We start from the raw sequence: 23354 nt of genomic DNA, 5'->3' as shown, positions 1-23354 counted from the left end.
GCGTGGGCCTCGACCGCCACCAGGGCCTGGAAACGCTGGAGATCGACAGGCCAGCCCAGGCCGGGTTGCGGACGGGACGATTTGCCGCTCTTCGCCCGCAGTCAGGGATGCCGCCGGTGAAGAACTAGGGCTGCTGGTAGAGGTCGGGAATGCCATCGTGGTCGGAGTCGGCGGTCTCGGCCTGGTGGATACGCCGGTAGAGGCGGGCACGCAGCCGAAGGATCACCGTGGCCAGCAGGGCCGCGGCCAGGGAACCGGCCAGGACGGCGATCTTGACCCGCGCGTCGGTCTCGCCCGTGCCGAACGCCAGCTCTCCGATCAGCAGTGACACGGTGAACCCGATGCCGGCCAGGACGGCCAGCCCGGCCATGTCGATCCAGGCCAGCCCTTCGTCCAGGGTGGCGCGGGTGAAGCGGGCCACCAGCCAGGTGGCGGCCAGGATGCCGACCGGTTTGCCGACCAGCAGCCCCGCCACGATCCCCAGTGCCACGGGGTCACTCAGTGCGTCGGCCAGCCCGTCGAGGCCGCCGAGGCCGACTCCGGCGGAGAAGAACGCGAAGACGGGCACGGCCACACCGGCGGAGATCGGCCGGAACCGGTGCTCGAAGTGCTCGGCCAGCCCCTGCCCGCCCGCCGGCCCCTTGGCCGGGCTGTTCCCGGTGCCGCCTGGCGGTGTCAGGGACAGTACGGGGACGGTCAGTGCCAGCAGCACCCCGGCCACGGTGGCGTGCACCCCAGAGGCGTGCACCAGCGCCCAGCAGGCGAACGCCAGGGGCAGCAGCAGCCACCACGCACGCACTCCTCGCCGTACCAGCAGCGCGAATGCCGCCAGCGGCACCATGGCGGCCAGCAGCGGGAGCACCGACAGGTGGGAGGTGTAGAAGGTGGCGATGATGACGATGGCGATCAGGTCGTCCACCACCGCCAGAGTCAGTAGGAAGGTGCGCAGCGCGTCCGGCAGGCAGCGGCCGATCACCGCGAGCACCGCCAGGGCGAAGGCGATGTCGGTGGCCGTCGGGATCGCCCACCCGCTGGCCCCCACTTGGCCGGCGACCGCCAGGTACACCAGCGCGGGCACCACCACGCCCCCGGCCGCCGCGGCCACCGGCACCACGGCCCGGCGCAGGTCACGCAGATCGCCGGCGACGAACTCCCGCTTGAGCTCCAGACCGGCCACGAAGAAGAAGATGGCCAGCAGCCCGTCCGCGGCCCAGGTGGCCAGGTCGAGGTTCAGATGCAGCGCGGCGGGCCCGGCCTCGATCGTGCGCAGGTCCTCATAGGTCTGCGCCCACGGCGAGTTGGCCCAGATCAGCGCGGCGAGCGCGGCGGCCAGCAGCAGCGCCCCGCCGATGGTCTCCTTGCGCAGGATGTCGGCGACGCGTCGCGCTTCGGGCCACGTGCTCCGGTTGAACAGGCGAACAGCGCGTGTGGCGGTGGTGCCGGGCATGAAACTCCGCTCCAGGAAGGGGTCGAGTCGCTCACTTGCCGACCAGACTTCCCGGCGCACCTGTCAATAACGTATCAGGAGACATAAAGAGCCACATAACGGACTCGACTCCGCCTGACCCACTCCCTGACGGGGTACGCGTGGGTTCGCTGCACCTCGCGTCGCAGAACGCTCAGTGCTTCGGCGCCCCTCTTTCCGTCAGCCCTGACTTCCCATCAGCCCTGACGTCGGCTGATCTTGCGGCCCAGAGGGCCACTGCGATGTAAACCAGTTGCTCGGGCACCCGGAGCCACAGCGGGGTGGCTTCTTCGCCCGCGAAGGGGATGTCGGCGACGGCGGCGTAGATATTGGCCGGAAGCACGAGGACGAAGAAGATCGCGAGCGCGATCCCCGATAGGCGGCGTGTCGGCGTCATGACCAGGCCGAGAGCCCCGAGCAGTTCCAGTACGCCGGTCGCATAGACCATCAGGCTGGGAAACGGGACGAAGGGCGGCATCATCGCGACGAGGTCTCCGTGGTTCGGCATCGCTGAGACGCCGGCCGGGACGAAGTGCGCGCTTGCCGTGATCACGAGCATGATCGCCATGGCGTGCGCCGCGCTGGCCGGCAGGGTGGAGAATCGCCGCACGCCGGCCGCCCCGAGCAGCCGGAAGATCAAGACGCCGATCGGAATGATGATGAACGGAAACACTTGTCCTCCCCTGGGTGGTCGCACTGTCCAGTTGTCAACGGGTGCCGACCCGGCCTGCTGACGCGGCGGGCGACGGGGGGTAGTCGTCGACGGTCATGGAGTTGTAGAGGCGCGCGCTCTTGGTGGTGAGGCGGAGGAGGGCGCGGCTGGGCCCCGCGGGCAGGGCGGAGATCAGGCGGGCGCCCTGGACCAGTCCCCGCACGCCGAGGCGTGAGGTGGGGATGAGGGTCTTGGCCGCGCTGAGCGCGGCCGCGCGGCTGCCGCGCACGTGCTCGGCCATCGTGCGCTCGTAGGCGGGGAAGGCGCGCTCGTGGTCGCCGCTCGCCCGCGCCAGCTCCCCGGCCAGGACGTACGCGCCGACGACGGCCAGGCTGGTACTGCCGCCGACGGCCGGGCCGGGACAGTAGCCCGCGTCGCCGACGAGCGTCACCCTCCCCCGTGACCAGGTGTCCATGCGGAGTTGGGTGATCGAGTCGAAGTAGAAGGCCGGGGTGCGGTCGAGCTCGTCCAGCCAGCGGTCCACGTCGGGGTGCATGCCGTCGAACGCACCACGCAGCAGCTCCTTGTGCCGGGGCACGTCGTGGTGGTGGTAGTCGAGCTCGCGCTCGCTTCGGAACAGGAACAACGCCCGCGCCTCGCCGAGGTGGCGCGCGCTGTATATGCCGGCGGTGCGGCCGGCGCCGACGTGCATGAGGAGCTCGCCGTCGAGGCCGCGGACGTTGGGCAGGGTCAGCACCCCGAGGTAGGCACCGATGAAGGCGCTGAAGCGGGACTCCTCGCCGAAGACGAGGCGGCGCACGTTGGAGTGCAGCCCGTCCGCGCCGACCACGAGGTCGAAGCGGCGCGGCGCGGCGTTGTCGAACCGTACCTCGCCGTCGGGCGAGATCGCGCTGATCGAGTCGCCGAAGACGTACTCGACGTCGTCGCGCGCGGCGTCGTAGTAGATCTCGCTCAGGTCGTCGCGCATGATCTCCAGGTGCCGGTCGGAGGCGGCGCTGAATATCTTGGACAGGTCCACCCGGACGGGGCGTCGTGCGCCTTCCCGGTAGACGCTCATCCGGTTGGTGCCGGTGGCCCGCTCCTCGATGCGCGCGAGTACGCCCATCTTCTCCGAGATGTTCATCGCGGGCCGGAACAGGTCGACCGCGTGCCCGCCCGTCTTGCGCAGCACGGGGGCCCGTTCCACGACGGTGACCTCGAAGCCGTATCTCGTGAGCCAGTACGCCAGCACCGGACCGGCAACGCTGGCGCCGGAGATGAGAATCCGCATGGCATCCCTCCCCGTCATTCAGTCCGCCCGTTCGGCGTGGATCGCGGTGAAGGCCAGGAGGGGGTGCCGCCCCGGCACCCAGTTCTCTCCGTAGACCTTGACCAGGCCGCGCGCGCCGATCGCCGGATGATCTCCACTCAAACCTTTCTTTGACACGCCGTAAGACTTAACTATCTCTTACAGTCTGTCAAGGTTATGGCTGGACGCGTACCATTCTTGGAATGGCCGACTCGCACGACACCACCGCGCCCACGCCGGTCCGACGCCGGTCCGACGCCCGGCGCAGCATCGACGCCATCCTCAACGCGGCCCGCATCGTGCTCGGCGAGCGGTCCGACGCGAGCATGGAAGACATCGCCACCACGGCCGGCGTCACTCGCCAGACCGTCTACGCGCACTTCCCTTCACGCGACGCCCTGGTCGCCGCCCTCGTCGAGGCTGCGGCCGCCGAATACGCCGCCCTGCTCGACGACGCAGACCTCGACACCACCCCGCCCGTTGACGCGCTGGCCCGGTTCCTCGGCGCCGGCTGGCGGTTCCTCGGCCGCTATCCCCTCCTGCTGAACGCCACTGCGGCCCGGATCCCGCGGCCCCACAGCGACCCTCATGACACCGCGCCTCCGCGGCTCGAACGGCTCATCCAGCGAGGCCAGCACACCGGCGACTTCGACCCGTCACTCCCCGCGGCCTGGCTCACCGCCGCCATCTTCGGGCTCCAGCACACCGCCGCGGCGCAAGTCGCAACTGGGCGCCTCACCACTCACGAGGCAGAGACGCTGTGCCTGGAAAGCACACTGCGCCTCTGCGGCGGGAGGCACGTCACTTCGGGCTGTCCTGAAAATCTTGGCCGGTAGGTCATAAGAGATGGCCGTCCACGGCCTTTGGGGCAGTGGCGAGAGTCCAGGTGTTGCTGGTGTGGGTGAGGCCGGGGTCCACGACCCGGAGCCACTCCCCTGGCGCGCATGGTCCGCCCGGAACTCGCCATGATCACAACGACCTGCTTGTCGAGCCCGGCCAGCATCGGCGCGACTATCCTCCGGGCGGTGGCCAGGTCGCTCAGCCGATCTTCCAGGGCCGCCACCTGCTCACGCAACGACTCAAGTTGCCCGCGGACGGACTCCTCATCCGCAGCCAGCCGCTCCAGCAGCGATGCTTCGCCCAACGTCATGCCCGAGCTCCACGTACTGGCGCCGTGCGTAACCCGCAGAACATCTGTGACGCCGACCAGACCGCATTCCAGCTCACCGAGGTCATCGGACTGGACCAGGCAACGAGTGCGATCATGAAGGAGTACGTGGACATCTCCTACGGCCCGTGGCGGGTGAAGTCCTGGGCCTCGGTCGGCCAGTACGCGGGCTCGCTCCTGCTGGCCATCGCCGCCTGGCGTACGGGCGTCTTCGGCACCGCCCGGGCCTTGATGCTGCTCCTGGCGGGAGGCACCTGGATGGGGGTGCTGAAGGGCGCTTCGATCCCGGACGTGCTGGTCACCGCCCTGCTCTGCGTGGCCCTTGTCCCGTTGGGCGTGCGGATGCCGCAGGACCGGCCGCCGGTTCCGGCCGGACGCCCGAAGGTGCTCAGCTGGTGAGCGTCACGGCAGCCGCGGACTGGGCCAGGCACAGATGATTTCTTCGCGCGTCGTGGCGCGGCCTTGTCGCAAGCGGGCGGGGCTTTCGCCCCGTGCATCACGGGCCGAGGTGCTTGGTGCAGTGGGATCAGCTTGGGTTCGGGCCGGCCTGCTGCGCCTCGGCGAGGTCCTGGGTGGCCGCCCAGCTGGCAAGCATCTTCAGTCCGTCGGCTGTGGGGCTGCCCGAGGCGGCGGTGTAAATGTTCAGGGTCAGGCCGGGCTCGGACGGCAGCTCCATCGATTCCAAGTTCAGGTCGAGCTGGCCGACCACCGGGTGCCGCAGCCGCTTCAAGCTGCTGCGGTGAAACTGCACATCGTGGAAGGCCCAGCGCTGCCGGAAGATCTTACTGTGCGTCGGCAGCTCGCCGACCAGCTCGATCAACCCCCGGCCGTGCGGGTTGCGGCCCGCCTCCAGCCGGAGCATGGCAGCGGCGTCATTGGCGGCCCGCGACGCCCGCAAGGACGGCGACCGGACCACCTCCAGGGCCGCGCATCGGGCGATGGTGACGATGATCAGGCTGAGCCCGCGCCGTTGTGGCGCATGGGCATCGCCGCAGACGGCGACGCCACCTGGCGGTGGCGACCACCGCACCTGCCGTCGCCGGCCAGGCGCCGCGGAGCCGGGGCCGCCCTCATGCGGGCCCCGGCTACTGGCGTTGGCGGAGCGGCTGCTGCCGGTGGGTTCAGCCCTTGATGAAGCGCCGGGTCATGTACCGGCGCACAGGCGGCAGGGCGGCTAGGCGTAGCGGGAGCTGGGTCAGCCAGAGCAGCAGCGGGTTGGCGGGTGCGTAGACGCCTTTGACCCGGCGGCCGAGCTTCTGTTTCCTGTCCACCTCGGGCCGCAGCGCAGCCTCCCACGCGGCCAGGGCGGTGCCGACGTCGCCCGGGTGGCGCTCCAGTTCGGTGCCGAGCCGGTCGGCGCCTCCTACGGCCAGAGCGGAGCCGTATCCGGCGAACAGCGTGACGCACCAGGCGGCGTCGCCGAGCAGGACCGCGCGTCCGCGGCTCCACGTGGGTGCCACGACCTGGCTGATGGTGTCGAAGTAGACGGAGTCGGTCCTGTCCAGGCCGTCCAGTGCTTCCGGGATGACCCAGCCGAGGTCGCTGTAGACGCGGCGCAGTTGCGTGGCCGCGTCCTCGCCCGGGATGGCGTGGCTGGTGCGGTAGCCGAAGAAGGCGACGTTGCGGCCGTCGCCGACGCTGATCACCGCGGCGGTACGGCCGCCGGACGACAGGGTGCCGGTGCTGCCGGGGGCGATGGCGGCCGGGCGCTTGTCGAGCATGTAGACGGCGACCTTGTGCTCAAGGTCGAGCAGGAAGTCGCGCTCGGGGCCGAAGAGCAGGGCGCGGGTGGCCGAGTGCAGGCCGTCGGCGCCGATGAGCAGGTCCGCGTGCTCGACGGTGCCGTCGCTCAGGGTCACGCGGACGGCGTGGGCGTCCTGGTCGATGGCGGTGATGGTGGTGCCGAAGCGGATCTGCGCGCTGCTGTGGACGCGCTCGTACAGGACGGTTTCGATGTCACCGCGCAGGATGGTCATGGAACGGGGGCCCGTGGTGGCGGCGATCGTCTCGCGGGTCAGGGAGAACCGACGCCGGCCGTCGGGTCGGTGGTAGACGAGCTCCTCGGTGACGAAGGCCTTCGTCTCCAGGTCGGGCAGGATGCCCATCCGCTCGGCGGCGTCGTAGCCGATGCCGCCGAAAGTGACGGCGTAGCCGCCGCTGCGGCGCTGCGGAGCGCGTTCGACGATGAGACTGTCCCAGCCGATCTGGGACAACCGGAGAGCGGTGGCCAGGCCGGCGATGCCGGCTCCGATGATGACGGCGCGCATGAAGGTTCCTCGCTGAGGCTGGTGGGAGTCAGAGCTGGTCGAGGACGCGCCGCTCGGCGGCGGGGGTCGAGCCAGGTGTCGGGTGAAGGGGCGTCGGGGCGCGACTGTGGGTCGCCTTCGGCCTGCAGCCATGCCCACGTGGCGGCGAGTGTTTCCCGCAGCGGTCGGCAGGTCAGGCCGGCGGTGAAGGCGGCGCCGACGTCAGCGTCGTGGATGCCGGTGGGAGCCCAGTCGTGCGGGTAGCGGAGGCCGAACTCCATCCCCAGCGGGAAGCACTCTTCCTGGAGCAGTTCCGGCGGCGCCCACACGAGCCGGGCGTCGAACCCGGTCACCTCCAGCGCCGTCTGCAGCAGCTCGCCGATCGTGACCGCGCCGGGCCGCCCGGCCACGTTGAACGTGCCGCCCACGCCGTGCTCGGCCGAGGTCAGCATCCAGGCGGCCAGGTCCATGGCATCGATGTACTGCAACGGCGCATCGGCGGGTCCCGGCGCCACCACCGGGCCGCCTTTTTCCAGGCGACGCAGCCACCACGGGATGCGGCCGACGTCTTCGTACGGGCCGAGGATCATGCCGGCCCTGGCCAGCAGGGCACGCTCACCGAACGCCTCGAGGGCGGCCAGTTCCCCGCCTCGCTTGGCGGCCGCGTAGTCGGCGGCGTCCTCGCTCGCCGGGTCGCCGTCCACGAGCGGGGCGCTCTCGTCGGCGGCGGCTGGCCAGGGCCAGCGGTATACGCCGCGGCTGGAGACGTACCCGTAGTGATCGGCTCGGTCGGCCAGCAGGCGGGCGGTATCCCTGACCACGCGCGGTGCCCAGGCCCAGGTGTCGATGACGGCGTCCCATTCCTGCCGGCCCAGCGCGGCCCGGACCGTCTTGGGGTCGGTGCGGTCGGCGATCAACGCCCGGACGCCGGGCGCCGGCGCGCGGCTGAGGCCACGGTTGAGGGTGGTGACCTCGTCGCCGCGCTCCAGCGCGGTCTCCACGACGGCGCGGCCGACGTGGTGGGTTCCGCCGAGGACCAGCAGTTTCATGACGCTCCTGAGAAGACGGGAAGCCAGATGGCGGAGGGGCGGTCCGGGTCGTGGAAGATCTCGTGGCTGGATGGGCGCAGCTCGCGTGATGTGGCGAGGGGGTCGCCGGTGCCGGGGTTGCGGCCGAAGCGGGGATGGGCGCCGCTGGAGACCTGCAACCGGATCCGATGGCCACGTGCGAAGCGGTGGGCCAGCGGCCACAGGTCGATGTCAGCAGTCCGGACATCGCCGGGCCCGCTGAGGCGGACGATGCCGTCGCACAGGTTGGTCGAACGGCCACGCGGTGACACGTCACACAAGCGGGCGAAGTAGTCGACATGCGGGATGGACGAGCGGGTGTACAGGCGGGCTCTGACCGGGCCGATGACCTCGATGTCGTGCGGCAGCGGGTCGGAGGTGAAGGTGAGGACGTCCGGCCTGGCCTCGATGCGGCGGTTGTCCTTGCGGCCTGCGGACAGGCCGACCGCGGTGCCGCCGACCGTGGGAGTCGGGTCGCCGGGGTCGTAGCGATAGCGGCTGGGGTGTACGCCGTCCGCGGCGGGTTCATCGCTGAGCCGTCCGCCGGTGTGCAGGTGCCACGGGGTCGGCTCATGCGGGGGCGGCCATTCGGGCAGGTCGGCCCAGCGGTCCGCGCCCGTGACGAACAACCGCATCCCCGACGGCGGCCGCCCGCCCAGCAGCGCGGCGTCCAGCGCGGCCAGCGCGTCGCCCATGCCGTGACGGGTGTAGAGGCCCCTGCCGTGCCCCCATGGCCCGATCAGCAGCCGGACCTGGCGTCCCGCGGCCCGCAGCGCCGCGTAGTCGGACAGCATGCCGGGCAGGAAGAAGTCGTCCCAGCCGCCTTGCAGGTGCACGGCCGGCGGCATGCGGGCGACGTTCGCGCGGAGTAGCCGCCGGCGAACATCCGGTCCACGAGCTGGACCCAGCCCAGGGCGTTGCCCAGCGCGAAAGCCCCGCCCGGGTACATGAAGCGGTGCCCGAACTCGGCCGGGGCGTCCTGGATGACGGCGATCTTCCACTCGGGAATCTCGCGGGCGGCCAGTTCCCACTGCGTGAAGCCGAGGTAGCTGGCCCCCCAGGTGGCCAGCACGCCGCCGAACCACGGCTGGGCGCGTAGCCAGCTCAGCGTGCCGTCGCCGTCGGCCGGGTCGATGGTGAAGCCGTCGAAGCGGCCGCCGGAGCCGGCCGTGCCGCGCAGGCTCTGGTACAGCACCTGGTAGCCGCGCTCGGCCAGCAGCTTCGGCAGCTGGTCCAGCGCGTTGCCGCAGCCGTACGGGCTACGCAGCAGCACCAGAGGCGGCCGGTCCACATCGGCCGGGTAGTAGTGGCTGGCCAGCAGCCGTACCCCGTCGGCGGCGGGGATCTCGACGTCGCGCCGCAGGCGCACCGGGCGCCGGACGGCGGGACGCACACCGAACAGGCGGCTGAGCAGGGTCATCGCCGGTCATCTCCTCAATGGCGGAGCGGATGTCACATCGCCGACCAGGCTTCCCGGCACACCATCGGCGCTCCACACGGTGGAACCCGATACACGCAACATACCGAAGCTTCAGAAATTTCTGAAGTCCCATGTTGTTCGATATCCTGCCCTCGTGAGCGACAGACAAGACCGGTGGCAGGCCGCCGAACATCTCGCCCTGACCCTGGCCGACGGCGGACTGCAGCGCATGGCCGCGCGCACCCTGGCCGTCTTCCTCTTCGCCGACCAGCAGAGCGTCACCGCGGGCGAGATCGCCGAACGGCTCGACGCCAGCGCGGGCTCGGTCTCGGCGGCGGTGAAATCACTGCTGTCGGTCGGTCTGATCGAACGCCTGCCCGCCCCCGGCAGCCGCCGCGAGCACTACCGCCTCCGTGACGATGCCTGGGCCACCCTGTTCACCAGCCAGAACACCGTCATCCAGGTCATGCTCCAAGCAGCGCAGACCGGCATCGACACCACCCCGGCCGACGACCCTGCCCACCGGCGGCTGACCCAGATGCGCGACTTCTACCACTTCCTGCTGAGCGAGATTCCCGCCCTGCTCGAACGCTGGCAGCAACACCAGCAGAGCTCACCCCACTGATCATGCTCTCCCGCAGCCCGCGGACCGAACTCAGCTCTGACCTGGGAGAAGAGGCCAAGAACCCCAGATAACGATTGTGGCTTGGCCGTACGGCGTGGCCCGCCGGGTGCTGTCCAACCAGCGCTGTGGTGCCTCCCGCCGAGCTGTGCCGGCCGAGCGACTCCGTGAGGAACTGGCAGCCGAGCGGCTCCTGCGGACCTCGATCATGTGGGGGCGTGTTCGACCGCCTATCCCCGCGTGACCGTGAAGTGCTCACGCTGGCCTTCTGGGAAGGTGCTCGTCCGTCAGCTCAGGAATGGCTGGTTGATCCAGGGGAGATCCCGAGGTGATCAGGACCCGGGCAGCTCTGGGGCGGTCGTGGCGTTGTGGCGCTGGTAGTGGCGTGCGGCCCGGGCGCGGTTGCCGCATGACGGCTTGCACCACTCCTGCCGCCCGTGGCTCTTGACGAAGTAGCGTACGCAGCGCGGTGCGTTGCAGGCCCGCAACTGCTCACGCTGCGGACCGCTCAGGAAATCGATGGCGGCCCGCGCCAGGGCTGCGATCAGCCGGACGCTTGCATCGCGCTCGGTCGACAACACTCCCGTACGGGGTGTCCCACCGGTGGGCCAGTCAAGTTGCGGGACGATTGCTTCACGGCCGGCCGCCGCGTTGAGGTGCGCCAGCGCCTGCCCCACCGGCATCAGCCGGTGGGCGTCGGCCCGGCTTGGCGGCGCCGGGCTGACCGCTTGCGCGAACAGTGCCCGCACGGCCCTGCGTAGCCCGACGATCTCGCTCCTGAGCTCCTCGCCCATCGTGAGCTCTGCAACGTCGACGTGGCCGGCCAGCAACTCGGCCTGCTGATGGATCCAGCGGGTTGTGCTCTGCACCGTTGCCAGATCGTCGGCGACGCCGCCGTTGCCGTCGTGGCGGATCGTGCTCGCCAGTTCCAGGGCCGGCCAGCGTTCCACTCGAACCTCCCGGTTGCTTATGTCCTCTTCGTACCCTATGGTCCCTAACGCTAAATCTCATTTAACCATTAGACGAGTGATGGGGATCGCACAATGACGTTGCTGCTGGCCCAGATCAGCGACCTGCACCTTGACGGCACCGACAGGGCAACCCGGCGCGCCACCCACGTCATGGACTACCTGAGGGCACTGCCCCGCCCGGTCGACGCCCTGTTGGTCACCGGCGACATCGCCGACCACGGCGAGGAGGCCGAGTACGAGCAGGCCGCCCAGATCCTGGCCGCACCCTTCCCCGTGCTCACCTGCCCCGGCAATCACGACGCTCGCCCCGCATACCGCAAGGCACTGCTGCGGCAGCCACCCGGCCCCGGCCCTGTCAACCAGGTGCACCACATCGCCGGCACCGCCATCCTGATGTGCGACTCCACCATCCCCGGCCACGACGAGGGCCGCCTCGACTCCGAAACCCTCGCCTGGATGCACGCCACCCTCGACGGGCTCGCCCCGGACACGCCCGCGCTGATCGCCTTCCACCAGCCGCCCGTCGTACTCCACCACCCGTTGCCCGACTCCGGGCGGCTGGAGTCGCCCGGCGACCTGGCCGCGCTGCTCGACGCCCATCCGCAGGTCGTCGCCGTGCTCACCGGCCACGCTCACACCGCGGCCGCTTCCACCTTCGCCGGTCGTCCCTTGATCGTCGCACCGGCCGTCATCTGGACCCTGCGCCTGCCGTGGGAGGGCGACCAGCCCGCCGACCGCGACCAACCGGCCGGCCTCGCCTTCCACATCCTGGGCGACGACCACCGCCTCACCACCCACTACCGCGTCGTGCCCCAGGCATGACTCACACGTACGCGGTCACCGCGTTCCTCCTGGCGATCCTGCCCATCATCGCCACTCCGGGCGCCAGCCTGACCCTGCTCATCCAGCACGTCACGGCCGGCGATCGCCGACAGGCCCTCCCGATCATCCTCGGTACGGTCAGCGGCCTGTACGCCCACGCGACCCTGGCCATCGCCGGTCTGTCGGCCCTGGTCATGCACTCCAGCCAAGCCTTCACCATCGTCAAACTCCTCGGGGCGGCCTACCTCGTCGGCCTCGGCCTGTGGACCTGGCGCTCCACCACCCTGCCCCCGCCTCCCACACTGACGGATCAGCCGAAGCTCACCGGCTCCGTCTACACCCAAGCCCTGCTCGCGAACGTACTCAACCCCAAGGCGGCCTCCATCTACCTGACCCTGGTCCCGCAGTTCATCGTGCCCGGCCGTCCCCTTGGCGGGCAGATCCTCACCCTGGCCACCGCCCATGCCCTACTGATGGCGGTGTGGCTGCTGACCTGGACGGCCCTTATTCACCAAGGGGCGCACATCCTGCACAAGGCCCGCTTCAAGCGTGCAGTCGGCAAGGTGACGGCGGTGGTGCTCGTCGTCCTCGGCGTCCGGGCCGCCACGATGTAGGAGAGGTCGCATGCCCTCCGCCTGGCGCCACTCCTCATGATCGATTGTAGGGTGAGGCGTTCGCTCCCATCCCCTCCGAACCCTCAGGAAGCGTCCCGTGTTACGTCGTCACCGTTCAGCCCTGCTCGCCCTGCTCGTCACCGGTCTGTACGGCGCCGCGCTGACGGTCGCCACCGTCGTCGCCCTGATCTCTGGCGACCTCGGCCCGTTGTGGTGGCTGACGCTGTTCGCGACCGCGACCGAAGGCGTCGCGGCGACAGGGCAGAACCTGCTCCTCCTGGTCCTGGCCGGGCTGTCCTGGGCATGGGGGATCTGGCAGATCTTGCGCGGGCCGCTGGCGGGGCCGCCGTCCCAGCAGGACCGGAACATCCTGTGGTTGCGCGTGGCACTCTACGTCGCGACGGCTACGACGTGGCTGCTCCACGTCACCGCGTCAACCTGGGCAGATGCGACGGTGATCGACTCTGCGGCGATGTGGGTGGTCGTGCTGCTGTTCATGCGGGTGCTGGGCCGCGACCGGCAGTACATGCGGGGCGCGGGGGTGCTGGGGTACGGCGGTTTCACCATCATCGGCGTACTCGACCTCGTCGGCTGGCCCGTCCTGGATGGGGCAGAGCTGATCTGCGGCCTGGCCGGCCTGGCCTGGACGGCGCTGGTCCTGCGGGCCCAGGGGTACGACGACCGCTGGGGGATGGCGACCGTCGCGTACGGTATCGCCGCCCTGGTGGCGCCGATCTTTCTGGTGCTGGCGGCATTGCCGTTCCCAGACGAGGGAAGCGCCGTCGAGGCTCTCGGTGTGGTCTCGAGCGTCCTGATCATGATCTGGCTGGCCCGCTCCGCCCACGACCTTGCCGCCCCGCGCCACCAACCGACCGCCCAGACCACCGAACGCATGCGTAAGGCAGACCCTGGCTGAGAGACGGGATCAGCGGACCGAGCCCAAAAAAGGCAATGGGCTGGCGATTTAGAAGGTGTTCGGCACGGGTGAAGGGTAGGCACCAGCCATCCGGCCCAGGTGGAAGGCGGGAGGCGTCGGATTCTGCGTCCCGCCCACCAGGCCAGGAGCGGCGATCGGGCCGCTGAGTCGCGGCCCGGCCGTCATGCTACGGCGATGAGTGATGGCATGGCACGCAAAGTGATCTACAGGCAGTCCGGAAACCCCGCCGAGGTTCTGTCCGTCACGCAGGTCGACGCCCCTGAACCGCCTGGAGCAGGCCAGGTACTGGTTCGGGTGCACGCCACCCCATCCATATCGGCGACCTCCTCCCGATCCAGGGGTCTTACCCCTCGCAGACCGCGTACCTCACTCCCGGCCTCGAGGCCACCGGCGTCGTCGAGGCGGTAGGACCCGACACGCCGGTATCTCCCGGGGACACCGCCGGAGCGCGCGTGTCCTTCTTCCCTCACGCCGGCGCTTGGAGCGAATACGTTCTCGTCCCGGCGGAGTTCGTCGTCCCGGTGAGTGACGATGTTCCCGACAGCATCGGGTACACGAGCCAAGCAGCAGTTCGGGTGGCGCCCCAGCCAGCCCACCGTACTCGAGGAACTGGCCGCCCTCCCTGGGCTACATGGAGCTTGATCGGCATGGAGCCGCGGACCTCGCTCCGGCGATCGCTCGCACCGCTGGTTACGGCTACACGAAGCACGGGCCCTGGCGGCGCACACAGATCCGCGAGTGCGGCGACGATGCGGCGGCGGCTCGCGCACTGCTGCTGAAACTCGGTCCGATCCGAGACGATCACGGCGTCGGCCCGGCGCAGGCTGAGCGGACCGCCCGCTGATCACGTGAGCGCACGCCGCATCTCCGCCAGTATCCGTGCTCTGGCAGAATCCACAGTGTGAAACGGCCGGTGCAGCAGACGACACGCGACCTGCGTCGCCACAACCGCTCGACGCTGCTGTCGTCTCTGTACGTCCAGGGGCCGCTCAGCCGCCAAGACCTGATCAAGGAGTCGGGACTGAGCTCGGCGACCGTGAGCAACGTCGTCTCGGACCTGATCAACGACGGCGTCGTCGAGGAAGCCGGGCTGGTCGGCTCCGACGGCGGGCGGCCGCGCACGCTGATCCGCGTCCGCGGCGACTTCGGCCGGGTCGTCGGCGTGGACATAGGCGAGACGCACGTTCAGATCGGCCTTTTCGACTACACGCTGGACACGATCACGACGGCGACCTATCCCGTCGCCGGCACCGGCCTGGAGCCGGAGGCGGTGGCCCGGCTGGTCGTGGCCGGGATCGATCAGGTCACCTCCGAGGTGGGGCTGGACCCGGCCGAGCTGCTCGGCGTCGGCGTCGGCGTTCCCGGAGTGGCGGCGGCCGCCCACGAACTGGTCTACGCACCCACTCTCGGCTGGTCCGCCGCGCCACTCGGGGACCTGCTGCGCCGGGACGTCAGCGTCCCCCTCTACGTCGACAACTGCGCCCGCACGTTGGGCAAGGCCGAGATGTGGCGGGGCGCAGGGCGCGGGTCGAGCCGGGCGGTCGTCGCGCTGATCGGCGTGGGAGTGGGGGCCGCGTTCACGACGGCGGCCGATCCCCTCCGCGACGCCACCAGCATGACCAGCGAGTGGGGCCACACGGTCATCAACGTCGACGGCCGCCGGTGCCGGTGCGGCTCGCGGGGGTGCCTGGAGGCGTACGTCGGCGCGGAGGCGATTCTCGAGGACTACCAGACCCTGTCCGGGGCCCGGGCCTTCGAGTCCGCGGACACGGAGACGCGCCTGGCCGAGCTGGTCGCCCGGGCGGCGGCGCCCGGGCCGGAGGCCGAGATCCTCGACCGGATCGCGAAATATCTGGGCATCGGCATCGCGAATCTGGTGAACCTGCTCAGTCCCGATCTCGTGGTGCTGGCCGGCTGGGCGGGCGCGACGCTGGGGCCGGCGATCTTGCCCGCCATCCGCGACACTGCCAGCCGGCACGCACTCCCCTACCTCCGTGGCCAGGTGCGCATCAAGCTCGGTGAGCTCGGCCCGGAGGCGGTGGCCATGGGGGCGGCCACACTGCCGGTGATGCAAGTCCTCGCCAACGGCGGCTTCCCGCTCAAAGGAGCCCGCGACATACAGACCCATTGACCGAACCGCCGTAGGGACTTAACTTAAGTCATGGACTAAGTATCCATGACCGTGGCGCCGTGCGCCACAGGAGATCCCTCGGAGTGCAGATGACGTCTCGTCCAGCCGACAGCCGCCTCTACATCGACGGAGTCTGGCGGCCGTCGGCGTCCGGCAAGGTGGGCGATGTGGAGGAGAAGGCCACCGGCGCCCGCATCGGCGGCTACGCTCTCGGGGACCACCGGGACGTCGAGCAGGCGGTCGTCGCGGCGCGCGCGGCCCAGCCGGGATGGGCCGGCCTCGCCGCCCCCGAACGGGCCGCGTACCTGAAGAAGATGGCCGACTACCTGCGCGCGCACTACGAGGAGCTCGTCACGCTGAGCATGCGGGAGACGGGGGGCGTGCGGGCCAAGGGCGAGGATGAGGTGTCGACGGGCATCCGCCAGCTCGACATCTCCGCCGTCCAGGCGACCGAGAACGCGGGCGAGATCCTTCCGCCGTACAAGGCCGGGAAGCTGTCGCTGTCGCGGGTGGTTCCGCTCGGCGTGATCGGGTTGATCACGCCGTGGAACTACCCCCTCAACCTGGCGATGCGCGCGGTGGCTCCCGGGCTGGCCTTCGGCAACACGATCGTGCTCAAGCCCGCCGAGCTGTCGCCGATCATCGGCGGACAGGTCCTCGCCGAGGCGGCCGACCACGCGGGACTGCCGCCCGGCGTGTTCAACGTGGTGACCGGCGACGGCCCCGAGGCCGGATGGCCACTCGCCACCCACCCGGGTCTCGACCTGGTGGACTTCACCGGCTCGCGTTCGGTGGGCCTGGCCATCGCCGCCGCGGCCGCGCCCAGCCTGCGCCCGATCCGTGTGGAGCTCGGCGGCGACAACGCGTTCCTCGTCCTCGACGACGCCGACGTGGAGCTGGCCGCGTCGCACGCGATGATCGCCTCCCTGGAGTTCCAGGGGCAGACGTGCATCAGCTCCAGCCGCCACATCGTCGTCCGGGACGTCGCCGAGGCGTACGTCGCGGCCGTGACCCAGCGGGTCGAGGCCCTGCGGGTGGGCGACCCGATGAGCGGCGAGGTCGAGCTCGGGCCCCTGATCAGCACCGCGCAGCGGGACCGGGTGCACCGCGAGATCGTGGAACCCTCGGTCGCGATGGGGGCCGAGCTCGTCACGGGCGGCACGTACGAGGGCCTCTTCTACCGGCCGACCGTGCTGACCGGCGTCACACCGGAGATGCCGGCGTTCACCGAGGAGATCTTCGGACCCGTCATCCCCATCACCGTGGTGGACGACGAGGAGGAGGCCGTCGCCCTGACGAACGGCTACCCGATGCTGATGAACTCCGTCTTCACCGCCGACCTCATGCGCGGCATGCGGGTCGCGGAGCGGTTGCGGGCGGGCGAGGTGCATGTGAACGACGCGCACGCCCGGCACGGCGCCGAGAACCAGATGCCCGGCTTCACCCGCCGCCAGTGGATCGGCGTCCAGCGGACGCCGCTCGCCCTCCCTGCGTGGACCGCCGACCCGGCGGGCCGGGCGTGAGCGCCGCCGGGCGCAGGGCGCTCGTCGTCCGCGGCGGCTGGGAAGGGCACGCCCCGGTCGAGACGACCGAGTTGTTCCTGCCGGCGCTGACAGAGGCGGGCTTCGCGATCAGGATCAGCGAGGACCTGGACGTCTACCGGGACCGCGACCTGCTGGCGGCTACCGACCTGATCGTCCAGTGCTGGTCGATGGGCAGCCTGACCGAGGAGCAGTCGGCCGGCCTGGTGTCCGCGGTCCACGCCGGCACCGGATTCGCCGGGTGGCACGGCGGCGTCGTCGGCACGTTCAACGAGAGCCTCGCCTACCTCCGCATGGTCGGCGGCCTGTTCCTGCACCACCCGCCGGACTTCCTCGACTACCGGGTGACCATCGTCCCCGAGCAGGCCGCCCATCCGATCGTCGCGGGGCTGGGGGATTTCGACGTCACCTCCGAGCAGTACTGGATGCTCGCCGACTCCCTGAGCACGGTGCTGGCCCGCACCCGCATCGAGCCGGAGAACGGCGGCCATGGGGGCGAGCCCGTCGACATGCCCGTGGTCTGGACCCGCCGCTGGGGCGCGGGGAAGATTTTCTTCTCCGCCATCGGCCACCGACTCGCCGACCTGGCGGCACCCACCGTACACACACTCACCGAGCGCGGCCTGGTGTGGGCCGCCAGGTGAACGCCGGCCCGGGCGTGGTCCTCGCCATGTCCCCTCGCCTGCCGGCCCGGCTGTTTGCGGGAGAGTGCGGGGACCGGCTCCGCGCGGTGGCCGGGGGTGATCCCGGGCCGCCGCTCACCGGCTTCGCCACGGCCGAGGAGCGCGAACGCCTCGCCCGCGCCCGGGTCCTGCTGACGGGCTGGGGCAGCCCGGTGCTCGACGAGGCGGCACTGGCGGGCGCGCCGCATCTCGTCGCCGTGGTCCACGCCGCCGGCAGCGTCAAGGCCCACGTCACCCCGCCGTGTTCGAACGGGGGGTCGCCGTGAGCTCGGCGGCCGACGCCAACGCGGTGCCTGTCGCGGAGTACACCCTGGCCGTGATCCTGCTGGCGAACAAGGCAGTGCCGGCGCTGGCCAGGGAGTACCGCGCGGGGCGGGCGGCCATGGGCCTGATCGACCTGATCGAGGAGTTCCCCGGCATCGGCAACTACGGCAAGACCGTCGGCCTGGTCGGGGCGTCGAGGATCGGCCGCCGGGTGGCCGAGCTGCTCAGGCCGTTCGACCTGGAGGTGCTGGTCAGCGATCCATACCTGGACGAGACCGGGGCGGCGGCGCTGGGGGCCCGGCGGGTCGCCCTGGACGAGCTGTTCCGCGCGTGCGACGTCGTCTCACTGCACGCGCCCGCCACGCAGCAGACGCTCGGCATGGTGACCGCGGCCCACCTTGCCGCCATGCGCCCGGGGGCGACGCTGGTCAACACAGCACGCGGGTCGCTCGTCGACCAGGACGCGCTCGTGGCCGAGCTTCGTCGGGGGCGGATATGGGCGGTCCTCGACGTCACGGAGCCGGAGATCACTCCCCCGGGCTCGCCCCTGTGGGACCTGCCGAACGTCATCCTCACGCCGCATGTCGCAGGCTCCCTCGGCACCGAACTCGTACGGCTGGGATCACACGCCGTGGACGAGGTGGCCAGGGTCCTCGCCGGCATGCCCCTGCGCCATGCCGTCGACCCTGCGGCCTTGTCGGTCATAGCCTGAGGAAACGTGCACGCATCAGATGTTTCCGATGTATTGACGCGCGACGGATTAGAGACTTACCTTAAGTCTTAGATAAAGTCTCGGCGCTGACCTCGCGCCGCTCAGGGCGAATCCTCTCTTCGAGACGACGGCATCCCCGGTCCTTGTCCCAGGACCTTCAGGGTACTCGGTCCGGAGCACATGCAAGCAAAGGAATGGCGATGAAAGCTAGCCATGCAGGGTTCTCTGGAACGAGGCCCACCCCGACATCCACGTGACGCTCGCCAACCCAGCGGGTGGCGACGAACTCGTCAGCAAGATGATCACGGCGCACCAGGCCAAGAACGGCCCCGACCTCGCCAAGGTCGAGTATCAGTCACGATCCTCGGGGAGGATCGGATCGGATTTTGGCGCTACGCCGAAGGGGGCTGCATTCGGTACCTAGGAGACCCTGTGCTTGCTCGACTGCCTCTCCCTGGCAAAGATCCGGAGGGTGCTGACTGTCGACGCCGACTATCGCCCTGCGCTGCGCTGTCTACGCGGGAGCCGGAACGCGCGGACTCAGCCCGGGTGATGCCTGGCCGCTCGGGATCGAGGGCTCCCACAGTACAGACAGCGACACCGCGTTCTCGTCGAGGAGAGCCATCCGGGGAGCTCCGGGTGTCTCCTGGTGACTATGAGTTGTCCGCCGCCAACGAGCCGATATGCCATAAGCGAGCTCATCATGGATGAGTGCCGCGGATCTCACCGCCCGTGACGGCGACGCGGCAGCCCGACGCAACACCCTCCCTGTGCCCGAAGGAGAGCCATGACCGCCGCCCCGTGGTTGCGGACTTCGATCCGCACCGGCCCTACGACCGCAAGGGCGTCGCCCCGGTCCAGCCCGACAGCGGCGACTGGCTCGAGGCGGACAGCGGGATGGGCGAGGACTGCCTGAACCTGAACGTGTGGGCTCCCGAGCAGCCAGCCGACAAGGCGCTGCCGGTGACCGTGTACATCCACGGCGGCGGATTCGAGTACGGCGCGAACACGCAGATCACCTCGAACGCCGCCGGCCTCGCCGCGACGGGACGCGTGGTGGGCGTGTCGATCAACTACCGGCTCGGCGCCCTGGGCGCGCTCTCGCTCTCACAGTACGGCGGGCGGCTCGCCGAGGCCAGCAACCTCTGCCTGCAGGACGTCATCGCCGCGCTGACCTGGATCAAGCAGAACATCGCCCACTTCGGCGGCGACCCCGACAATGTCACCGTCTACGGCCACAGCGCCGGCGCCTTTTCCACCTTCGGCCTGCTCGGCGCCCCTGCCGCCAACGGCCTGTACCGGCGCCTGGCCGGATTCTCCGGAGGCCCCTCGCGTATCCAGCCGGCCTGGTGGGCCGAGGAACTCGCGCACCGGTTCGTCACCGAACTCGGTGTCGCGGACAACCCGGACAAGCTGCTCGACCTCGACACGGCCGCGCTGGTGACCGCCGTGCACAAGGTCACCCCGACAGACATCGGCGTCCGCGGTGGGATGTTGGGCACGAGCATCGGTGTCGTCCTGGACGCCGGACAGCCCGGAGCGGTGCTGCGTGCCCACCCCATGGACGTCCTGGCCTCCGGTACGCACCGGGACGTGGACGTCCTGCTGAGCGCGGCCAGTGACGAGATGGGCTGGTGGGTGGCGAACGACCTCGACCGGTTCGACCCGCACACCGTCGAGGCCGTCACCGACGAAGTCGCAGGGTGGCGCCTTCCCCGTTCCCGCGCCCAGAAGATCGTCGACGCCTACGACCGGGGAGGCCGCACTCCGGCCGAGGTCCGCGCCGCGTACCTGACGGACTACGCTTTCGCCCTGCCCGCCGCCCGCGGCGCCCTGGCCCACGCCGCTGCCGGCGGAAACGCCCACCTCCTCCTGATCGGGCCTTCCCAGGGCGCACCCGCCGTGCACGGCACCGAGATGTACGCCCTGGTCGGCCAGGAGCAGCCGGGCCGCAGCGCCGAACAGGCCGAGCGTGACACGCGTATCCGCGACATCGTGCTCGATTTCGCCACCGGCGAGCGGACCCGCCTGTGGCCGCCCGTCATCACCCGGCCCACCTCGGGAAGCGTCGGCAACCCGCCGTTCGAGGCCACCGCCCACTACCAGGCGGCCCTCGACCTGTTCGAGGACATCGACCGCCCCTGACGGTCCTCAGGAGATACGGAACCGCGCAAGGCCACCGCTGGCCGATCAAGGACCTTGCCATGAGCCAACCGACAGCAGCCGGTGACGCCGCACCTGCGACGATGCGGGCCGTCGTCGTCACCCGGCCCGGCGACCTCGACGCACTCGAGATCAAGGATGTGCCAGTGCCCGCACTCCGGCCCGGCTGGGTGCGGATCAAGGTGAAGGCGTTCGGCGTCAACGAGTCCGAGGTCACCACCCGAAAGGGCGAGTCGGACCCGGAGGTCACCTATCCGCGCGTCCCCGGCATCGAGTGCGTGGGGATGATCGACCAGGCCCCGGAGGACAGCGGGCTGCGCACCGGACAGCAAGTGGCGACCATGATGGGCAGTATGGGCCGCTCCTTCGACGGCTCGTACGCCCAGTACGTCACCGTCCCCGTAACTCAGGTCATCCCGTTCGAGACCAGCCTGCCGTGGGAGGTGGTCGGCGCGCTGCCGGAGATGTTCCAGACCGCGTACGGCTCTCTCACCACCGGCCTCGGTCTCAGGGCGGGGCAGACGCTGCTGATCCGCGGCGGCACCTCCACGGTCGGGCTGAGTGCGGCCACGATCGCGAAAGACCTCGGCGCCACGGTGCTGTCCAGCACCCGCAGCCCGAAGAGAGTCGCGGAACTGCGGGCTGTGGGTGTCGACCACCCCCTGGTCGACGACGGCACCATCGCCGACCAGGTGCGCGAGCTGATGCCGGACGGCGTCGACTCCGCACTGGAGCTGGTGGGCTGCTCGGTCCTCGCCGACACCCTGCGTACCGTCCGCCGCCACGGCACCGTCTGCTTTACCGGGGCCCTGGCGGGCCAGTGGACGATCCCCGACTTCACTCCGTTCATGATCCCGGGCGGAGTGCGGCTGACCGCCTACGCGGGCGAGGCCGCCGACCTGCCCGCCGAGGTGTTCCGGCACCAGCTGCAGGCCATCGCCGACGGACGGCTCAAGGCCCCGGTCGCGAAGGTCTACCGCGGCCTGGAGCAAGTTCGTGCCGCCCAGGCCGACGTCGAGTCCGGCACCACCCCGGGCAAGCACGTCGTCGTCCTGGACGACTGAGAAGCGAGCACTCGGGGCGCCGCACCCCGCTCACGGACCGGTCGTGGCGTCGCGGGCCGCGAACGCGGCCGGCGTGATGCCAGTGCGGTCGCGGAAGAAGCGGCCGAAGTTCGCGGGATCGGTGAAGCCGAGGTGGGCGGCCACAGTCCGGGCCTCCCACTGCGCATTTCCCAGCAGGCGCCGGGCTTCGAGCAGCCGCCGCTCGTCAATGAGCTCCCGCACCCCCTTGCCGGTGGCGTCCCGGGCGGCGCGGCTGAGGGTCCGGACCGAGCAGCCGAGCAGCTCGGCGTAGTCCGCGGCCCGGTGCAGCTCGCGGAAGTGCAGCTCCAGGGCGTCCACGAACCGTCTGTACGTGTCACCACGACCCGTGCTGGCCGTCGCCGCGCCGGTGGGGGTGATGCCGGGGGCGTTGGCGAGGCGCAGCAGCAGCGATTCGAGCAGGCTGCGCCGCAGGGCGTGGTGGACATCGAGAGAGCGGCGCCCGAGTGCGCGGTGTTCGTCAAGGAGCTGGAGGGCCGTCTGCTGCAGCCAGGCGGCGTCATCGGGGTGCGGGCTCAGCACGGCAGGGGCGTCGTGCGCGGTGAGCGGGGCCAGCAGGCGGGCGACGTCGGATCGCAGTACGTCCGGCTCGAACAGGATGAACGGGCCGCGGGCGGTGCCGGGCGGATGCCAGCACTGCGCGTGCCCTGGACGTACCCACAGCCACTGGCCGGGGGCGACGGTCCGCGTGACGTGGTCGACGTCGTGCCGCAACTCACCCTCGGTGACCAGGATGAGGTAGTGGAAGGTGGCGCGGCCCGGACGAGGCGGATTCCACGGCCAGTCGTCGTGCTGGGCGAAGAAATCCTCAACGGTACTCACCTCAAGCCCGTACGGAGTGCCGACCGGGGGCTGGAAACCGTACAGCGGAACCGCGGCTGGTCCGGCCTGGCCGCTCGGCCTGGAGTGTCGCTCGTCGACCATCACGTGTCCGCAGTCTACCGTCCTTTTTGTCGGCTTCGAGGGAAGGATGGGTTGTGCCGCCACAACGCGCGGCGCGCCCTGCGCGTCCATCGATGCCGCAGCCCGTCACCACCTGAGGAAGTCCACCGCCCATGAACGGATCGACCCTGCACAAGACCGCCGCCGACTGCGCCGAGGAACTTCCCGGAGCCCAGCTGGAGCATCCCTTCGGCCCCGACTGGGAGGTCTTCAAAGTGCGCGGCAAGGTGTTCATGCTGATGACCGAGGTCCCCGGGCGTCCCGTCGTGATCCTTAAGGCGGACCCCGGCGAGGCCCTCGCCCTGCGGGAACACAACAGCCATATCACCCCCGGCTACCACATGAACAAGAAGCACTGGATCACGCTGGAAGGCGGGGAAGGCGTCGACACGTCACTCGTCAGGGAACTCGTCACCGACTCCTACCGGCTCGTCGTCGCCGGCCTGCCCAAGGCCGAGCAGCCCATCGACCCGCGCACCTACGGCAGCGGCACGCGGGCGGCCCGGTGAGCACGGCCGGCGA

25 protein-coding genes and 1 pseudogene are annotated in these 23354 nt (G+C 70.4%); 15 read left to right on the top strand and 11 right to left on the bottom strand.

Going from position 1 to position 23354, the window contains the following annotated elements; all coding sequences use genetic code 11:
- Positions 1-124: 124 nt before the first annotated feature.
- The 4 genes from nhaA to ACIBI9_RS60760 all read right to left on the bottom strand — a co-directional run bounded on the left by nhaA (position 125) and on the right by ACIBI9_RS60760 (position 3564).
- Positions 125-1447, bottom strand: coding sequence for a Na+/H+ antiporter NhaA (gene nhaA, locus ACIBI9_RS60775; RefSeq protein ID WP_397237089.1), 1323 nt, complete (start codon positions 1445-1447; stop codon positions 125-127).
- A 172-nt stretch (positions 1448-1619) separates the two neighbouring features.
- Positions 1620-2138, bottom strand: a complete 519-nt coding sequence (locus ACIBI9_RS60770) for a hypothetical protein (protein WP_397237087.1) — start codon at positions 2136-2138, stop codon at positions 1620-1622.
- A gap of 34 nt (positions 2139-2172) precedes the next feature.
- Positions 2173-3408, bottom strand: coding sequence for an FAD-dependent monooxygenase (locus tag ACIBI9_RS60765; RefSeq protein WP_397237085.1), 1236 nt, complete (start codon positions 3406-3408; stop codon positions 2173-2175).
- An 18-nt stretch (positions 3409-3426) separates the two neighbouring features.
- A complete protein-coding gene (locus ACIBI9_RS60760; protein WP_397237083.1) occupies positions 3427-3564 on the bottom strand; it encodes a hypothetical protein in 138 nt (45 codons plus the stop codon).
- A 65-nt stretch (positions 3565-3629) separates the two neighbouring features.
- Here ACIBI9_RS60760 and ACIBI9_RS60755 point away from each other — a divergent pair, with 65 nt between their 5' ends.
- Positions 3630-4262: a TetR/AcrR family transcriptional regulator gene (locus ACIBI9_RS60755; protein ID WP_397237081.1), complete on the top strand. Its 633-nt coding sequence runs from the start codon at positions 3630-3632 to the stop codon at positions 4260-4262.
- A gap of 338 nt (positions 4263-4600) precedes the next feature.
- Entirely contained in the window at positions 4601-4993 is a 393-nt protein-coding gene (locus ACIBI9_RS60750; protein WP_397237079.1) for a hypothetical protein, read from the top strand.
- A gap of 127 nt (positions 4994-5120) precedes the next feature.
- Here ACIBI9_RS60750 and ACIBI9_RS60745 read toward each other — a convergent pair whose 3' ends face one another.
- The 5 genes and pseudogenes from ACIBI9_RS60745 to ACIBI9_RS60725 form a co-directional block, all read right to left on the bottom strand.
- Positions 5121-5510 carry a hypothetical protein gene (locus ACIBI9_RS60745; RefSeq protein WP_397237130.1) on the bottom strand — a complete coding sequence of 130 codons (390 nt, stop codon included), beginning with the start codon at positions 5508-5510 and terminating at the stop codon, positions 5121-5123.
- A gap of 205 nt (positions 5511-5715) precedes the next feature.
- On the bottom strand, positions 5716-6861 hold the full coding sequence (locus tag ACIBI9_RS60740; RefSeq protein ID WP_397237077.1) for an FAD-dependent oxidoreductase: 1146 nt from the start codon (positions 6859-6861) through the stop codon (positions 5716-5718).
- A 443-nt stretch (positions 6862-7304) separates the two neighbouring features.
- Positions 7305-7889: pseudogene (locus ACIBI9_RS60735) on the bottom strand (NAD-dependent epimerase/dehydratase family protein); the annotation flags it as partial.
- The gene (locus ACIBI9_RS60730) at positions 7886-8755 is read right to left on the bottom strand and encodes a CocE/NonD family hydrolase (RefSeq protein WP_397237075.1); all 870 of its coding nucleotides are present in this window, start codon (positions 8753-8755) and stop codon (positions 7886-7888) included. The pseudogene ACIBI9_RS60735 and the gene ACIBI9_RS60730, both read right to left, overlap by 4 nt.
- Positions 8647-9327, bottom strand: coding sequence for a CocE/NonD family hydrolase (locus ACIBI9_RS60725; RefSeq protein WP_397237073.1), 681 nt, complete (start codon positions 9325-9327; stop codon positions 8647-8649). The genes ACIBI9_RS60730 and ACIBI9_RS60725 overlap by 109 nt, the downstream gene beginning before the upstream one ends.
- A gap of 154 nt (positions 9328-9481) precedes the next feature.
- Between ACIBI9_RS60725 and ACIBI9_RS60720 the strand changes: the two genes are divergently transcribed.
- Positions 9482-9952, top strand: coding sequence for a GbsR/MarR family transcriptional regulator (locus ACIBI9_RS60720; protein WP_397237071.1), 471 nt, complete (start codon positions 9482-9484; stop codon positions 9950-9952).
- Between the two features lie 329 nt (positions 9953-10281).
- On the opposite strand, the gene ACIBI9_RS60715 is transcribed toward ACIBI9_RS60720, so the two are convergent.
- Positions 10282-10899, bottom strand: a complete 618-nt coding sequence (locus tag ACIBI9_RS60715) for a CGNR zinc finger domain-containing protein (RefSeq protein ID WP_397237069.1) — start codon at positions 10897-10899, stop codon at positions 10282-10284.
- 93 nt (positions 10900-10992) lie between these two features.
- On the opposite strand from ACIBI9_RS60715, the gene ACIBI9_RS60710 reads away from it, so the two are divergent.
- From ACIBI9_RS60710 to ACIBI9_RS60660, 11 genes are all read left to right on the top strand, one after another.
- On the top strand, positions 10993-11742 hold the full coding sequence (locus ACIBI9_RS60710; protein WP_397237067.1) for a metallophosphoesterase: 750 nt from the start codon (positions 10993-10995) through the stop codon (positions 11740-11742).
- A complete protein-coding gene (locus tag ACIBI9_RS60705; RefSeq protein WP_397237065.1) occupies positions 11739-12356 on the top strand; it encodes a LysE family translocator in 618 nt (205 codons plus the stop codon). The genes ACIBI9_RS60710 and ACIBI9_RS60705 overlap by 4 nt, the downstream gene beginning before the upstream one ends.
- A 97-nt stretch (positions 12357-12453) precedes the next feature.
- Complete coding sequence (locus ACIBI9_RS60700) at positions 12454-13272, top strand: hypothetical protein (protein WP_397237063.1); 819 nt, start codon at positions 12454-12456, stop codon at positions 13270-13272.
- Between the two features lie 329 nt (positions 13273-13601).
- On the top strand, positions 13602-14072 hold the full coding sequence (locus tag ACIBI9_RS60695) for an alcohol dehydrogenase catalytic domain-containing protein (RefSeq protein WP_397237128.1): 471 nt from the start codon (positions 13602-13604) through the stop codon (positions 14070-14072).
- Positions 14073-14194: 122 nt separating this feature from the next.
- The gene (locus tag ACIBI9_RS60690; protein WP_397237061.1) at positions 14195-15424 is read left to right on the top strand and encodes an ROK family protein; all 1230 of its coding nucleotides are present in this window, start codon (positions 14195-14197) and stop codon (positions 15422-15424) included.
- An 89-nt stretch (positions 15425-15513) separates the two neighbouring features.
- Positions 15514-16947: an aldehyde dehydrogenase family protein gene (locus tag ACIBI9_RS60685; RefSeq protein WP_397237059.1), complete on the top strand. Its 1434-nt coding sequence runs from the start codon at positions 15514-15516 to the stop codon at positions 16945-16947.
- On the top strand, positions 16917-17609 hold the full coding sequence (locus tag ACIBI9_RS60680) for a ThuA domain-containing protein (RefSeq protein ID WP_397237057.1): 693 nt from the start codon (positions 16917-16919) through the stop codon (positions 17607-17609). The genes ACIBI9_RS60685 and ACIBI9_RS60680 overlap by 31 nt, the downstream gene beginning before the upstream one ends.
- A gap of 26 nt (positions 17610-17635) precedes the next feature.
- On the top strand, positions 17636-17914 hold the full coding sequence (locus ACIBI9_RS60675) for a hypothetical protein (protein ID WP_397237055.1): 279 nt from the start codon (positions 17636-17638) through the stop codon (positions 17912-17914).
- Positions 17911-18624: a hydroxyacid dehydrogenase gene (locus ACIBI9_RS60670; RefSeq protein ID WP_397237053.1), complete on the top strand. Its 714-nt coding sequence runs from the start codon at positions 17911-17913 to the stop codon at positions 18622-18624. The genes ACIBI9_RS60675 and ACIBI9_RS60670 overlap by 4 nt, the downstream gene beginning before the upstream one ends.
- An 801-nt stretch (positions 18625-19425) precedes the next feature.
- On the top strand, positions 19426-20769 hold the full coding sequence (locus tag ACIBI9_RS60665; RefSeq protein ID WP_397237051.1) for a carboxylesterase family protein: 1344 nt from the start codon (positions 19426-19428) through the stop codon (positions 20767-20769).
- A 59-nt stretch (positions 20770-20828) separates the two neighbouring features.
- Positions 20829-21851 (top strand): alcohol dehydrogenase catalytic domain-containing protein, encoded by a 1023-nt coding sequence (locus ACIBI9_RS60660; RefSeq protein ID WP_397237049.1) that lies wholly within the window; start codon positions 20829-20831, stop codon positions 21849-21851.
- 30 nt (positions 21852-21881) lie between these two features.
- Here ACIBI9_RS60660 and ACIBI9_RS60655 read toward each other — a convergent pair whose 3' ends face one another.
- A complete protein-coding gene (locus ACIBI9_RS60655; RefSeq protein WP_397237047.1) occupies positions 21882-22712 on the bottom strand; it encodes a helix-turn-helix domain-containing protein in 831 nt (276 codons plus the stop codon).
- A gap of 233 nt (positions 22713-22945) precedes the next feature.
- On the opposite strand from ACIBI9_RS60655, the gene ACIBI9_RS60650 reads away from it, so the two are divergent.
- Complete coding sequence (locus tag ACIBI9_RS60650) at positions 22946-23341, top strand: MmcQ/YjbR family DNA-binding protein (RefSeq protein ID WP_397237045.1); 396 nt, start codon at positions 22946-22948, stop codon at positions 23339-23341.
- The last annotated feature ends 13 nt before the right edge of the window (positions 23342-23354 follow it).

The organism is Nonomuraea sp. NPDC050451 (assembly GCF_044458585.1).
Note: the sequence above shows the minus strand (reverse complement) of the source record. Positions and strands in the feature narration are given on the sequence as shown.

Bases quoted from the DNA above. Each gene is read 5' to 3' on its own strand.
- nhaA (WP_397237089.1), bottom strand. From the start codon at position 1,447: ATGCCCGGCACCACCGCCACACGCGCTGTTCGCCTGTTCAACCGGAGC.
- ACIBI9_RS60765 (WP_397237085.1), bottom strand. From the start codon at position 3,408: ATGCGGATTCTCATCTCCGGCGCCAGCGTTGCCGGTCCGGTGCTGGCG.
- ACIBI9_RS60755 (WP_397237081.1), top strand. From the start codon at position 3,630: ATGGCCGACTCGCACGACACCACCGCGCCCACGCCGGTCCGACGCCGG.
- ACIBI9_RS60740 (WP_397237077.1), bottom strand. From the start codon at position 6,861: ATGCGCGCCGTCATCATCGGAGCCGGCATCGCCGGCCTGGCCACCGCT.
- ACIBI9_RS60730 (WP_397237075.1), bottom strand. From the start codon at position 8,755: ATGCCGCCGGCCGTGCACCTGCAAGGCGGCTGGGACGACTTCTTCCTG.
- ACIBI9_RS60725 (WP_397237073.1), bottom strand. From the start codon at position 9,327: ATGACCCTGCTCAGCCGCCTGTTCGGTGTGCGTCCCGCCGTCCGGCGC.
- ACIBI9_RS60710 (WP_397237067.1), top strand. From the start codon at position 10,993: ATGACGTTGCTGCTGGCCCAGATCAGCGACCTGCACCTTGACGGCACC.
- ACIBI9_RS60705 (WP_397237065.1), top strand. From the start codon at position 11,739: ATGACTCACACGTACGCGGTCACCGCGTTCCTCCTGGCGATCCTGCCC.
- ACIBI9_RS60685 (WP_397237059.1), top strand. From the start codon at position 15,514: ATGACGTCTCGTCCAGCCGACAGCCGCCTCTACATCGACGGAGTCTGG.
- ACIBI9_RS60675 (WP_397237055.1), top strand. From the start codon at position 17,636: ATGTCCCCTCGCCTGCCGGCCCGGCTGTTTGCGGGAGAGTGCGGGGAC.
- ACIBI9_RS60660 (WP_397237049.1), top strand. From the start codon at position 20,829: ATGAGCCAACCGACAGCAGCCGGTGACGCCGCACCTGCGACGATGCGG.
- ACIBI9_RS60650 (WP_397237045.1), top strand. From the start codon at position 22,946: ATGAACGGATCGACCCTGCACAAGACCGCCGCCGACTGCGCCGAGGAA.